Origin of the sequence: Bacillus sp. FSL W8-1141 (assembly GCF_038593205.1) — a bacterium.
In the GTDB taxonomy this organism is placed as follows: domain Bacteria; phylum Bacillota; class Bacilli; order Bacillales; family Bacillaceae; genus Bacillus; species Bacillus altitudinis.
Map to the genome: position 1 here is coordinate 3668412 of NZ_CP151973.1, position 12847 is coordinate 3681258.

Sequence of the window (12847 nt, forward strand, 5' to 3'; positions counted from 1 at the left end):
CAATTCTAACTTGAAATAATATGGCAAAACATGATACATTATTTGTGAGAATTAGCAAAAAAACACTTTTGAATCAAGGAGCATTTATGGATAATAAACACAACTTTATTACTCTAATACATCATTTCGTCTTTTCTCCTAAGAACTTTCTCTTAATCAAATACTCTAGTGAAAAAAATTATCGTCATTCTTGGTTTGTTTTCCTGGCTGTGTTAAGTCTGTTTTTAGGGTTTTATTTAGCTATTTTCCCCACAATCTCTACATTAATTAATCATTCTTTTAAAACAAATGGGATTGATTATACTGCTGATATGAGCATACTCATTATGATGATTACACTAGCACTAGGGATTGTTCAATTTACAGCAATGGTTCTTGTAAGCTTCTTTATAATACATATCATTGGGATATTATTTGGTGGTGTTGCTACTGCTAAAGAGTTTTTCCCAAGTTTTATTTATTCTATCATACCGGTTGCTATCAAATTTATAATTCTCATTATCTTTTCTTTCTTTTTAGGTAGTGATTTTGCATTTTCAGTTATTTATCCAAATTCTCAAAAGCCAATTGATATTATATTGAATATTATCATCGACCCCTTTTTTTGGTGGTCTACCATTCTAGGGTGTATTGCAATTAAAGAAATACACAAAATTTCCTATATAAAAACTGTCATAATCGTTTGTATAACAATGTCTTTAGGTATTATTTCTCTTTTTTCAACTAGCTTATTTTTGTAAACTGAAAGGAGGTGAATTCAAATATGAAAAATAGCAATCTTTTTAAAATTGCGAGTGTTACAAGTATAGTTTCTCTTTTTGCCATCGCTACTTTCCTTATGGGTTCTTCAGAAGGTATTGCAAGTTTAGCTTCTATTGATTTCAATTCAGGTAATCAATTTGCATTAGATCTTGCAACAAACTTAGGAATTAGTCGCAAGACCGCTTATGCTGCTATAGGTGTTATCATGACTACTGGCGATGTCCTAACAATACTTAGTCTATTAGCTGTTGTTTTGGGTGGAACTGGCCTTGTCACTGCTGCTATGGTAGCTACTGCGAAAAAATTGGCTACAAAACACGGCAAAAAATACGCTGCAGAATGGTAAAATCCAAAGTGAAGAAATTGAGGAGTATAATTATACTCCTCCTTCTTTTCGTCTAGGAGGAATATAATGCTCAACAAAAAAGTTTTTATGGCAAACTTTAAACTTACATATAGACGTACTTTAAACCGTTTGATTTACTTTTTCCCATCAAGCGAAAATTTACTAAAATCAAATAGACTTATTTTTGTTTTTACACCCTTTTTTTTAGTCTACCTTTTTATTCTATATAAGGCTTCAACTACTCTTTTGCCTAATGTACCAGTCCATATCTTATCATTAGGTACAAATTTTATTATTCTTTTTTTTGTTTTGAATATTTTAAAATCATCAACTGATATTTTACATCGATATGTATACCCTGAAGATTTCCTTCTTTTACATACTCTAAAGACAGATCCCAAAAAAGTTCTATTATCGAGATTTTTCACAACAATTTTTCTAAATGTTTTATTCAAATTAACAATAATAGTATTCCCTATACTTTTTTTCATAAATTTTTATACAAGTAATAAATTATACCTTTTTTTATCATTTGTACCACTATTTATATTTATCTTTGGCCTTACATGCATTTACTCATTACTCACATATATCACTTATTCTAAATTTTTATACAAAATCTTGAATTCTAGGTTAATTAGTCTGTTATCTTTTATAGGAATTGCACTCTTATCTGCTCTTTCAACTACTTTTTTTGGTTGGATCGGACTTAACTACTTTTATGAAAAAGATCTTCTTGAAGCTATTGAAAATTTCATATCTGTATTTAGATTAGAGACGATATTAACAAACACATGGCTTCCTACTAACTGGTACCTACTTTCAACAAAAAGTGATATCTATTTATTTATCATATATTCTTTAGGTTTAATTGCACTAGGATTTCTTTTACTCTCTATTTCCTATCTAATAGTTTTGAAAGTGTTGCTTATAAAGGAAGCAACACCTAATAATCTTTTGCCGAGAATAAAACCAATCAAATTACCTTTTTTAAATTATTTAATAAATTTCTTTCCCCGGCAAAATATCGCAATTTTAAAAAAGGATCTTACTGCTCTATTAAGAGCTAATTTTACTATCAAGAGACGCTTAGTGCTATCTGTAAATATGATTGCAATAGAATTAGGTGTATTGGTAGGAATTAGTTTAAATCAAAAGTGGTTTGACTTCTCGGAACTTTTTGTTATTTATCCAATTTTATTTGCCGTAACTTACAACACTTCTTTATTAGGAGAAGGCTTGCTTGGGATAACTTCAGCAGATGCAGAGCGTGAAAATCTATATATTTATAAGAATTCAGGCGCTTCTATCTTCAAGTTGATTGCAGGAAAATCAATACTGCATTTATCTATAATTCTTATTATAATGAATTCATTATTTTTAGTTATATTATTATTATTCAACTTAGATACTATGACTCAAATTATTTTGTATATCATGATTAATTCAATTAGTCTTATTATAGGTTCTGGCCAAGTGATAGGTACTTTCCTCTATCCTCGTTTAGACTGGGAAAATTTAGAGGATATTGGTTCGTCTGTTAAAGCCTCATTTTTTGAACATACTATTCTTGGGGTACTACTAGCATTTTACCTTCAATTGTATGGGGTCTCAGGTGCTCTCGTTACTTTTGAAATTATTGATAGGAGTATATTCTTTTTACTTATTGTGACTGGAACATGTCTATTTTTCATTGGAATTTCTCTATTTTATTATTTTTGGATTAAAAGAATAGGAACGAAACATTGGGAGATGAAAACATGAAAATTGAGAATCTATCTTTCAAATATAAAGATAAACAAATTTTAAAATCTATAAATTTAAAAATAGAGCAAGGTAAGGTATATGGATTACTAGGACCGAATGGTGCTGGAAAATCAACACTTTTAAAATGTATTCTCGGGATTATGAAACCATACGAAGGTAATATTACTATCAAGGAGAAAACTATATATTCTGAGAGATCTTCCTATCTTAAGTATATAGGTTATGTTCCTGATTCTCCTTTTATCTATCATTATTTAACCCCTAGAGAGTACCTGGAATTTATTGCCGACTTACAAGACGTACCCTCTGAAATGAAGGATAATAGAATTGAAGTTTTGTTAGATCAATTTAACTTAAAACAAAATGAGAATGATATGATTTCTACATTTTCATTTGGTATGAAACATAAATTATCTGTTGCTGGAGCCATAATTCATGAACCTGAAGTTTTAATATTAGACGAACCATTAGGTGCGTTCGATCCTCCCACTACAAAGATGATGAAAAACTTTCTTAAACGTTATGCTGAACAAGGTAATACTGTGATCATGTCTACACACCTTGTTAATATCGCTCAACAACTATGTGATAGAGTTGGTATTTTAATTAACGGTGCTCTTGTTAAAGAATATGATCACCTTACAAACATTCAGCACTTTGAAGATTTAATTATAAAAGATATGGATACTTTACTAAAATGACAGGAATAATAATCAGAAATAAACGTATACTTTATATAGCAAGTATTTTATACATAGCAGGTATAGTTCTTGGGGTTATTTTTAACAATATTCTACCTAGTCTTAGTCCAGAAACTGTTGATGAAGTTACAGTTCTGGGATATTTCAAACATAACTTTGCTGCAAATTTATTTCTCATTTTCTCAATGTTTACATTTGGTATTTTGACATCTATCTTATTATTATTAAATGGATTTTTAGTAGGCTTATCCTCTTTACAAAGTATTACTGATCATGGTAACAATTTGTTATATATATTAACTGCTTTAATTCCTCATGGTATCTTTGAAATTCCTGCCATGATATTATCAGGTTCACTTGGTTTCAAATTGTTAGACTTTGTCTACTTAAAAATAAGAGGGCTACATTCCCCCAAGAAACATTTCTTTTCGGATATTTTATTTTTTACTATGGTGATATGTCTGTTGACATTACTTGCTGCTTTAACAGAAGCATTATTAACGCCCTTTTTACTAAAAAAAATTCAATAGGAGGTCCTTATGTTTATTAATAAAAAAAAGATAGATAAATTACTAGATGATCATTTAGAGGAAAACAAGGGTGATTCTAAAAACACAATTAATAGTTCTTTTATAATTGTATTTTATTTTTCAATACTCTTATCAATCTGTACTTTCTTTTTTGATTATAGATTTTTTTTAATCACTTTGTTTGGTCCAACCATTTTAGTGACTTTTATATCTCCTCCCCTACAATTTAATAAAGGAATTTATAGAGGTTGCTCTGCATTATATTTATTACTATTAATTATAGTGACATTTTTCTGGATCAAGTAAATTATCAACTGTTAATAAAAAACGTCCGAAACAGACGTTTTTTATTTTACCATTTTAAGTGGATTTTTTTCTAAATTTTTTGACATGTTGAACACCGCGCCACAATTGGATTCACCATCCTTTTTTACCATTGTATAGGTATGAAAGCGGTTGCCTAATACTCATATTTTTGATACTCTTTTTTTCAATGCAAATGTGGGATTGCATTGGTAAAAAAACAAACAAATGTAAACGGTTTATTGTAGGGGGAGGGGCTTATGTTAACGTTTGTTGGATTGTTGATTATTTTAACGATTGTTGTTTTGCTGATTTGGGGGAAAGCAAGTCCAATTGTCGCAATGGTCATGGTGCCTTTAATAGGGGCGCTCATCGCAGGATTTGGTATCAATGACATTCAAACTTTCTTTGAACAAGGGATTATCAAAGTTTTGCCAGTGGCGACCATGTTTATCTTCGCCATTTTATTTTTTGGCATTTTACAAGATACAGGGTTCTTTGAACCTGTAATTAAAGCGTTAATCAAGCTGACAAAAGGGAATGTTGTCACAGTTGCGATGGGAACTGCCTTGATTGGAGTCATCGCACACTTAGACGGAGCAGGCGCTACAACCTTTTTATTAACTGTACCTGCACTGCTTCCGCTTTATAAAAAATTACATATGAGTCCTTATTTATTGCTATTGTTAATCGGGACGAGTGCTGGATTAACCAATATGATTCCATGGGCTGGCCCCACAGGACGGGCAGCTAGTGTCCTAAATATGGACCCATCTGAACTGTGGGTACCGCTTATTCCCATTCAGCTGATCGGGGTCGTGCTCGTATTAGGAATGGCATTCATTTTAGGAAAAAGAGAAGAAAAACGAATTCGGGTGAAAATCGCGGCAAATGAAATAGCTGCTGTCCAATTAGAAGGCGCTGATTGGGATCGTGCCATTCAATCGATCAGCGAAACAGGCGATGCGTCTTTAAAGCGTTATCACTTAATGTGGGTCAATCTCATTCTATTTTTAGCTGTTGTTGTCCTTCTCGTGCTGAACGTGATTCCTGCTAGTTATATGTTTATGATTGGTCTTTCACTAGCACTTCTGATTAACTTTCCAAATGTGAATGTACAAATGGAGCGAATTAAGGCGCATGCCCCGAGTGCACTAATGATGGCAGCTGTAATTTTCTCCGCAGGTTCTTTTTTAGGAATTCTTGAAGGAACGGGCATGCTGAAGGCGATTGCAGTGGACAGTATTCACATTTTGCCAGCTTTCTTACTGCCATTTTTACATATCATTGTGGGGATATTTGGGGTTCCGCTTGATATGCTGACAAGTACGGATGCCTATTATTATGCACTTCTGCCGATTGTCGAATCGATTACATCAGAGGTTGGCGTGTCAGGGACATCTGCGGCATACGCCATGATGATTGGAAATATCATCGGCACCTTTGTCAGCCCTCTTGCACCTGCTGTATGGCTTGCCATCGGTCTTGCAGGGGTCGATATGGGGAAACATATCCGCTACTCCTTCTTTTGGATGTGGGGGTTCAGTATTGTTTTACTCATCATCGCCAAACTGATTGGCATCATATAAAAAGAAAGACATGCGCAAACCAGCGCATGTCTTTTTCTTTTGAATTATGAAGGATATTCACTCGTGTGAATATCTGTTTTCGGTTTTCTAATGAGTGACATCAATCCAACGATCAGCAACAAGATCATCGGAACGAAAGCAAGACCAACAGTTCCAATTAAAAGAGTCACAGCCGAAACCAAGAAAAGAATACCAGAAAGCACGGCACGGCGGTCTGTTTTCAAAACAATCACACCAACAAGGGCTAAGACAGCCGCAATTGCGGAAACAACCATAAACTGAACGCCAAAGGCATGAACCGATGCCTCAAGTGTTTCAACTGGCAAGGCGCTGCCTTCCTCTTTTAACACTTCATTCAATTCTTCATAAACTGCTGGGTCCACAGAAAGCATCAATGCCCCAAAACCAACACCAATTACGTTGAGGACAATACTGATTATCCCCATAATTTTTTCACCTTTACGCTTAATCATTGATAGAAACCTCCTAAAAAGTTAAATTAACCTGTTTTTACTTCTCGCTTTTGGAAGAGTATTAAAGCAACCGCCAAGAAGATGGCCCAATAAATGACTAGGACCGTTAGTGAGAAACCTAGGGACATGCCTTCGATATAAGTAGGTGTTTCTGCGAAATACTGTACAGGATCGTTGGCAAACAATAAGTATTTCGCCCAATCAAAGAAGAACATCAAAATGCTTGTGATGGATGCTCCGACAACATAGGCTAATACACTAATTGCTATGGAAATGGCCTCACTTCTAAACACCGTTGAGATGGCAAAAGAAAGTGTCCCTAATACAACAAACATAGCACAATGCGCCAAATAATAAGAGACCATATTTGCAAACTGAGACCGTTCAATGACTTCACCATTTTGATAAGCTAAATACACATAATCATTGTTTAGTCCAAAGAATATCGCACCTAAGATAAAGGATAAGATAAATAGGACAGCGATCAGGAAAAGTGAATATAGTTGAACGGTAAAGTATTTAGACAAAAGAACCTTCAACCTGGATGGCGGACGAATCAGTAATAATTTAATTGTACCATGCTTATATTCAGCCGAGACAATTGTGGCTGCAATAATAATCACAAATACACCGACCAGCTGAAGCAAATTAGCATTTGTTTTCACATAAGTCCATGCATTTTTACCGAATTGATCGGCTGGAGGTAAATCATGTTTGATTCGATACTCATTGATCGCTATATCGGTTTCAAGGGATCTCTTATAAAATCCTATATTATCCTCTTTCAATTCTTGCTTATTTGCTTTATTGATTTCTTGCAACTCAGTTTTCCAATCACCGGATGCTTGATCTCCGTCATTTGTTTTAAGTGCAAAAATCAACGTCGCAATCATACCTAAAACAAGAAGCCCAACCATAATCCAAGTACCCACACGATAACTGATTTTCATCCACTCGTTTTGAATGAGGCGAATCATACGTCTGCCTCCTTTTTACCTGTTAAGCTTAAGAACTTATCTTCTAAGGTTTGTTTTTCTATTTTGATTTCGTACAAATGAATAGAAGCCTCGCTCAAATGACGAATCAATTGTGGCATTTTCTCTTCTAGGATGGAGAAGAATAAGTACTGCTCCTCTTCTCTAACTGCGATGCCTTCCTCAAATGCTTCAATGAGCTTTTGAGCTTCTTCAAGCTCACTTGATGCTACTTTCATTCGATAATTGACCAAATCATCATGCTTCGTCTCTGCACGCTGATCCTCAATCGCAATCAGCTTTCCTTTTTGGATAATGGCGAAACGATCACACATCAATTCCATTTCTGACATGAGATGACTTGAAACAATGACAGCAAGCCCTTCTTCCTTTGCCAGCCTTCTCAAGTAATCTCGTATCATACGAATTCCCTCTGGATCTAGTCCATTGGTCGGCTCATCTAAGATTAGCAGTTTCGGTTTATGTATCAATGCCTGAGCAATCCCCAAACGCTGCTTCATTCCTAATGAAAACGTACGGACACGCTTATGTTTCACATGCTGCAAACTAACTAGTTCTAGTAGTTCATCAATTCGACCTTCATCCACTTTTCCATTCATTCTGGCAAAATGAACAAGGTTTTGTCTTGCCGTTAAATGATTATACATTTCTGGATTTTCAATAATTGCACCGACATCTTGGATGGCATGCTGATATGAGGTTTGAATACTATGACCATTAATCAGAATGTCACCGGATGTAATGGGAGAAAGACCGACCATCATGCGAATGGTTGTCGTTTTTCCTGCGCCATTCGGCCCTAAGAAGCCAAAGACTTCGCCCGCTTGGACAGAGAAACTCAAGTCTTGAACAATCTTTTTCCCGCGAATATGCCTAGATACATTTTGCAGTTCTAAAACGTTCGTCACGTTACCTCTCCTTCTTTGTCTAAGTATCATCTATCATCTATTTCCTGATAAACACCATGATCCGTCAAAAATAGAAGAACACTTCCATATGGTACAGCAATGCCCAAAAGTTGTGAAGGGGATTAGGCAAAATTTAGAGAATCATCTGCCTTTTTTAAGGTAGAGTTAAGAAAAGCGTGAATTTTTATAAGAAAAGAGGCTTGATTTTTTAAAAAAAGAATGATTTTCAATAGGTACATATGTATGAAATGATGTTTAAGATTATACCTTTCACCTATAAATATCGAAATAAAAAAGAGGCTGATGATCGACAGCCTCTTTTCATATATTATACTTTCTTCACAAACTCCGATTTTAACTTCATCGCGCCAAAGCTAGGAATTTTACAATCAATATTATGATCGCCTTCGACTAAACGAATCCCTTTGACCTTCGTTCCTATTTTTAAAACCGAAGAAGAGCCTTTGACTTTTAAATCTTTAATCACAGTGACCGTGTCACCATCACTTAATAGATTTCCATTCGCATCTTTGACAACAAGCTGTTCCTCTTCCGCTTGTTCTAGCGACCATTCATGCGCACATTCTGGACAAATAAGCATGCTGCCATCCTCGTATGTATAAGTTGAACTGCACGATGGACAATTCGGTAGATTAGACATTTGTGTTTCCTCCAACTTTCTTTTTCATTTAGAACCATTTTACCACATTTCTATAGAAAGGAATGTGATAGAAAAGGAAACATTTTTCATCATTTACTTATCTCTTCCAAATGTCATGACAGCCGCAATATTCCTTGCTGTTCTCTCTACATGCACACTAGCATCATGCATGGCTTCAGCCAGAGTCGTGACGCCAGGGACAATACTAAAAAGTGCATCAATGCCATGATCATGTACGACTGCACTGTCTTTTGAGAGGGACCCAGCGATGCCAATGACAGGGAGTCCATATTGTTTCGCAGCTTTGGCTACACCGATTGGCGTTTTGCCGTAAATGGTTTGCTGATCAATCCGCCCTTCCCCTGTAATGACTAGGTCAGCGTCCTTTAGTACCTCAGCAAAATGTACGGCTTTCAGTACAATATCGATTCCCTTTTGCAGATCAGCCTGTAAAAAGCCTAATAAACTCGCGCCCAGTCCTCCTGCCGCTCCTGCACCTGCCGCATCACCAAAGGAGACATGAAGATGCTGCTTAGCCACTTGTGCAAAATGAGATAAATTCTTGTCCAACAGTTGAACCATTTCTGCATCTGCTCCCTTTTGAGGACCGAACACAGCAGACGCTCCTCTTTCACCCGTTAAAGGATTATCCACATCACACGCCACTTCCAGACGGACTGATCGCAATCTTGGATCCAGTCGAGATAGATCAATAGAAGCTAATTGATTCAGTGATCCACCGCCCGGCGTGAGGTCTTGGCCTGCTTTATCGAGAAAAGAAGCACCTAAACTTTGCATCATGCCAACGCCACCATCATTTGTTGCGCTTCCGCCAAGCCCAATGATTAAATGCTTCGCACCTTTATCCAGCGCTGCAAGCATTAATTCTCCTGTCCCTCTAGACGTCGTGAATAAGGGGTTCCGTTTTTCTGGCGGGACAAGATGTAATCCTGATGCTGCTGCCATCTCTATGACAGCTGTCTGCCCATCTCCCAACATACCAAAAAAGGCATCCACAGGTTTGCCAAGCGGGCCTGTGACCACTTGCTGGACAATGGTTCCGCCTGTCGCATCCACTAACGATTGAACTGTGCCTTCTCCTCCATCTGCCATTGGGATTTTCATATATTCTGCATCTGGCAAAATAGAGCGAAATCCTCGTTCAATGGCACATGCTGTCTCATAAGCAGATAAACTTTCTTTAAATGAATCTGGTGCGATCACAATTTTCATCCAAAAACCCCTCGTTTCTCATTAAGTCCTCAGCCGAACAGCTGGAAAATACCAAAGATAATGGTCGATACAACGGTTAATGTCAAACCAATTAACGATTCAAAGGGCATTAATTTCAACCGTTCTTTTATATCCATTTGAACACTTCCAGCCGTTGCATGGAAAAAGCTTCCGTGTGGCATATGGTCTAGCACAGTTGCGCCAGCGTGAATCATAGCTGCGCCTGAAAGGGCAGATACACCAAGACCAATAAGAGTTCCGCTAAATACACCACTTGCAACTGCCGTCCCTGCAGTTGTCGAAGCTGTGGCTGCCGACATAAAAATTCCAGACGTTGGTGCAAGCAAGTAAGGAGGTAATCCCGAAGCGTCAAGCGCCTGAATAAATACCTCTTTCATGGAAGAATTCGATACAATTCCAGCTAATGTACCTGTACCTAGTAACATGATCGCTACACCTGACATTTTATGCAGCCCTGACATCGCATAATCATTGAGAAACTTCCCTTTTTTCATGAAAAGAGCGCCAATAATTCCTCCTATTGGTAAGGCAATCATTGGATCAATATTTATTTGAAACAACGGCCTCAAGGCTAACAAGAGAATGGTCACAAGCGGGCCTACAAGCGCTTGTAGAAAACCAGGTACTTGAACCTCGCCTTGGTCAGCTCCCTCTTCCAAAACAGGTGTCCCTTTATTCGCAAGCTTTTTGGCTAAAACATACGTGACGGCTATCCCGAAAATAGCCGGTATGACACCTGCCGCCATCAGGGAAGTAAGCGGGACACCAAAAGCATCAGAGGCTGCAATGGCATTCGGATTCGGTGACATGATATTCCCAGCCTTCCCTCCTCCAATCATCGCAAGTAAAATACCCGTTTTAGAAAGTTTTGCACGCTTGGCAATGGCAAGTGCGATTGGTGCTACTGTAATGACTGCTACATCTACAAAAACACCCACCGTTGTTAAAATCATTGTTGCAAGTGCGAGTGCTAAAAGTGCCCTTGCCTCTCCAAGCTTTTTCACGATGGCCTCCGCAATAGATAACGCAGCACCCGACTCAATTAAAACACCTGCCAGTACACCTGCCGCCATGATTCGGAGAACAGCCGGAATCATGTCCTTTGCGCCTTCCATCATGACGTTCACGGTCTGCACAACATCTACACCGCCAACCAAACCGCCAATAAATGCGCCTGCCAGCATGCCATAAGCAGGTGATACTTTTCTTAAAATAAGAACAATAGCGATCACAAGCGCAGTCAATGCGCCCAATGTACTTACTGTCACATCTCCACCCATACTCCATCCCTCCTGATTGTCTTTTCTTAATTGTAAGCGTTTACCCATTGGGATCGAGTTGTGAATCCAGATGAACTTCTTTTATTTATTTCTTCATCCAGTTGTGCAAATGCACAATTAAGACAGTTGATTGTCCAATTGTGCTATGTACAGCTCCATCAACTGTTTCACATGACGAGGATCTTTTCCGGTCAATGCCTGGATTTTATCTAAACGATATCGCAGTGTATTACGGTGAATAAATAGACGATCAACGATTCTTTGTAAATCCCCGCCCTCTTCAATGTAAACCTTTAACGTTTGAACGAGTTCCGTTTCTTGTATCAGCGGATGATAAAAATCACTCCACCGTTTGCCCTCTTTGGCGGCTCTCGCTTTTATAAGCAAGCTTTCAAGCTGATAAGATTCAAAAACATATATACTTTCCTCTGGATGGAGCACCTTTCCTAACCGCAGGGCTTCTCTCGCATGCTGAAAGGACAACGGTAATTGACTCATGTCCTCAGCGACAGTTCCTACACCCACTAGCACTTGTCCATCAACTGCACCTGCCATTGTTTGTTGCAGCTGTTCGATCACATGCTTGAATTGATGGTCACATATCGGCTGTCTTAACAGGATCAATTCATGACGGAAGGTCATGCCTAGTAAATCATCCGCATTCTTATCGTATTGAATGGCATGCATCATTTTATGTACAGTGTCCTCAGACGATGGAATCGGCTGAAAAACAATAGCCATTCGCCGCTTGTCTAAATCCATTCCAAGCCAGTCAGCACGGTGCTTCAGCTGATGATCACCCATGTCAGATTCGGAGATGAGCTGATTCACAATTTCACTCTCTATTCGCTGCCGCCACTGGAAGCGTTCAAGTAGAAAAGACTGCTCTAATACGAGCTCAGCTGCCATTTTCACCAGCTCGGCATGATGACGAATGCCCTCTGGTTCACCCGTAATCCCAATGACACCAACAACTTGTTCCCGAAAGCAAATAGGCAGATTGATTCCAGGTCTCACGCCTTTTAAGCGGCGGGATGTCTCCTGATCAATCTCCACACTATCTCCGCTTGACAGCACTAGACGTGCTCCATCATGTTTTTGTCCAATCCTTTTTCGTTCACCAGACCCAATAATGACACCATCTGCATTCATGACATTGATGTTTTGATGTAAAATATGCATCGTACGTTCAACCATCTCTTGCGCCAATTCACTGGTTAAAAATTGCATTCAGCATCTCTCCTGAAGGGGTTTTCATTCAATGTATCATAGTGTCAT

Annotated in this window: 14 protein-coding genes; 7 read left to right on the plus strand and 7 right to left on the minus strand. The window is 37.7% G+C overall.

Annotation, left to right across the window (positions count from 1 at the left end; all coding sequences use genetic code 11):
- Nucleotides 1-86 precede the first annotated feature (86 nt).
- The 7 genes from NSQ52_RS18860 (at nt 87) to NSQ52_RS18890 (ending at nt 5998) form a co-directional block, all read left to right on the plus strand.
- Nucleotides 87-740 carry a YIP1 family protein gene (locus tag NSQ52_RS18860; protein ID WP_025208265.1) on the plus strand — a complete coding sequence of 218 codons (654 nt, stop codon included), beginning with the start codon at nt 87-89 and terminating at the stop codon, nt 738-740.
- A gap of 23 nt (nt 741-763) precedes the next feature.
- Entirely contained in the window at nt 764-1108 is a 345-nt protein-coding gene (locus NSQ52_RS18865) for an uberolysin/carnocyclin family circular bacteriocin (protein ID WP_025208266.1), read from the plus strand.
- A gap of 66 nt (nt 1109-1174) precedes the next feature.
- A complete protein-coding gene (locus NSQ52_RS18870) occupies nt 1175-2872 on the plus strand; it encodes a hypothetical protein (protein ID WP_041508028.1) in 1698 nt (565 codons plus the stop codon).
- Nucleotides 2869-3576 carry an ABC transporter ATP-binding protein gene (locus tag NSQ52_RS18875; protein WP_041508029.1) on the plus strand — a complete coding sequence of 236 codons (708 nt, stop codon included), beginning with the start codon at nt 2869-2871 and terminating at the stop codon, nt 3574-3576. The genes NSQ52_RS18870 and NSQ52_RS18875 overlap by 4 nt, the downstream gene beginning before the upstream one ends.
- Nucleotides 3573-4106, plus strand: coding sequence for a stage II sporulation protein M (locus tag NSQ52_RS18880; protein ID WP_025208269.1), 534 nt, complete (start codon nt 3573-3575; stop codon nt 4104-4106). Before NSQ52_RS18875 ends, NSQ52_RS18880 begins: the two co-directional genes overlap by 4 nt.
- A gap of 9 nt (nt 4107-4115) precedes the next feature.
- The gene (locus NSQ52_RS18885; RefSeq protein ID WP_041508030.1) at nt 4116-4412 is read left to right on the plus strand and encodes a hypothetical protein; all 297 of its coding nucleotides are present in this window, start codon (nt 4116-4118) and stop codon (nt 4410-4412) included.
- Nucleotides 4413-4669: 257 nt separating this feature from the next.
- On the plus strand, nt 4670-5998 hold the full coding sequence (locus NSQ52_RS18890; protein ID WP_024720446.1) for a citrate:proton symporter: 1329 nt from the start codon (nt 4670-4672) through the stop codon (nt 5996-5998).
- 44 nt (nt 5999-6042) lie between these two features.
- On the opposite strand, the gene NSQ52_RS18895 is transcribed toward NSQ52_RS18890, so the two are convergent.
- The 7 genes from NSQ52_RS18895 to NSQ52_RS18925 form a co-directional block, all read right to left on the minus strand.
- Entirely contained in the window at nt 6043-6471 is a 429-nt protein-coding gene (locus tag NSQ52_RS18895) for a DUF4064 domain-containing protein (RefSeq protein ID WP_024720447.1), read from the minus strand.
- Nucleotides 6472-6497: 26 nt separating this feature from the next.
- Nucleotides 6498-7448 carry an ABC transporter permease subunit gene (locus tag NSQ52_RS18900; protein WP_135009501.1) on the minus strand — a complete coding sequence of 317 codons (951 nt, stop codon included), beginning with the start codon at nt 7446-7448 and terminating at the stop codon, nt 6498-6500.
- Nucleotides 7445-8404 (minus strand): ABC transporter ATP-binding protein, encoded by a 960-nt coding sequence (locus NSQ52_RS18905; protein WP_342473766.1) that lies wholly within the window; start codon nt 8402-8404, stop codon nt 7445-7447. Before NSQ52_RS18905 ends, NSQ52_RS18900 begins: the two co-directional genes overlap by 4 nt.
- Before the next feature lie 298 nt (nt 8405-8702).
- The gene (locus NSQ52_RS18910; RefSeq protein ID WP_052320572.1) at nt 8703-9035 is read right to left on the minus strand and encodes a zinc ribbon domain-containing protein YjdM; all 333 of its coding nucleotides are present in this window, start codon (nt 9033-9035) and stop codon (nt 8703-8705) included.
- 93 nt (nt 9036-9128) lie between these two features.
- Complete coding sequence (locus NSQ52_RS18915; RefSeq protein WP_342473767.1) at nt 9129-10268, minus strand: glycerate kinase; 1140 nt, start codon at nt 10266-10268, stop codon at nt 9129-9131.
- Between the two features lie 29 nt (nt 10269-10297).
- Entirely contained in the window at nt 10298-11569 is a 1272-nt protein-coding gene (locus NSQ52_RS18920; protein WP_041508035.1) for a GntP family permease, read from the minus strand.
- Between the two features lie 117 nt (nt 11570-11686).
- Nucleotides 11687-12799: a sugar diacid recognition domain-containing protein gene (locus tag NSQ52_RS18925; protein WP_342473768.1), complete on the minus strand. Its 1113-nt coding sequence runs from the start codon at nt 12797-12799 to the stop codon at nt 11687-11689.
- Nucleotides 12800-12847 lie beyond the last annotated feature (48 nt).

Coding starts and splice junctions, on each gene's coding strand:
- NSQ52_RS18915 (WP_342473767.1), bottom strand. CDS start 10,268: ATGAAAATTGTGATCGCACCAGATTCATTTAAAGAAAGTTTATCTGCT.
- NSQ52_RS18895 (WP_024720447.1), bottom strand. CDS start 6,471: ATGATTAAGCGTAAAGGTGAAAAAATTATGGGGATAATCAGTATTGTC.
- NSQ52_RS18890 (WP_024720446.1), top strand. CDS start 4,670: ATGTTAACGTTTGTTGGATTGTTGATTATTTTAACGATTGTTGTTTTG.
- NSQ52_RS18870 (WP_041508028.1), top strand. CDS start 1,175: ATGCTCAACAAAAAAGTTTTTATGGCAAACTTTAAACTTACATATAGA.
- NSQ52_RS18875 (WP_041508029.1), top strand. CDS start 2,869: ATGAAAATTGAGAATCTATCTTTCAAATATAAAGATAAACAAATTTTA.
- NSQ52_RS18920 (WP_041508035.1), bottom strand. CDS start 11,569: ATGGGTGGAGATGTGACAGTAAGTACATTGGGCGCATTGACTGCGCTT.
- NSQ52_RS18860 (WP_025208265.1), top strand. CDS start 87: ATGGATAATAAACACAACTTTATTACTCTAATACATCATTTCGTCTTT.
- NSQ52_RS18865 (WP_025208266.1), top strand. CDS start 764: ATGAAAAATAGCAATCTTTTTAAAATTGCGAGTGTTACAAGTATAGTT.
- NSQ52_RS18885 (WP_041508030.1), top strand. CDS start 4,116: ATGTTTATTAATAAAAAAAAGATAGATAAATTACTAGATGATCATTTA.
- NSQ52_RS18900 (WP_135009501.1), bottom strand. CDS start 7,448: ATGATTCGCCTCATTCAAAACGAGTGGATGAAAATCAGTTATCGTGTG.
- NSQ52_RS18925 (WP_342473768.1), bottom strand. CDS start 12,799: ATGCAATTTTTAACCAGTGAATTGGCGCAAGAGATGGTTGAACGTACG.
- NSQ52_RS18910 (WP_052320572.1), bottom strand. CDS start 9,035: ATGTCTAATCTACCGAATTGTCCATCGTGCAGTTCAACTTATACATAC.
- NSQ52_RS18880 (WP_025208269.1), top strand. CDS start 3,573: ATGACAGGAATAATAATCAGAAATAAACGTATACTTTATATAGCAAGT.
- NSQ52_RS18905 (WP_342473766.1), bottom strand. CDS start 8,404: ATGATACTTAGACAAAGAAGGAGAGGTAACGTGACGAACGTTTTAGAA.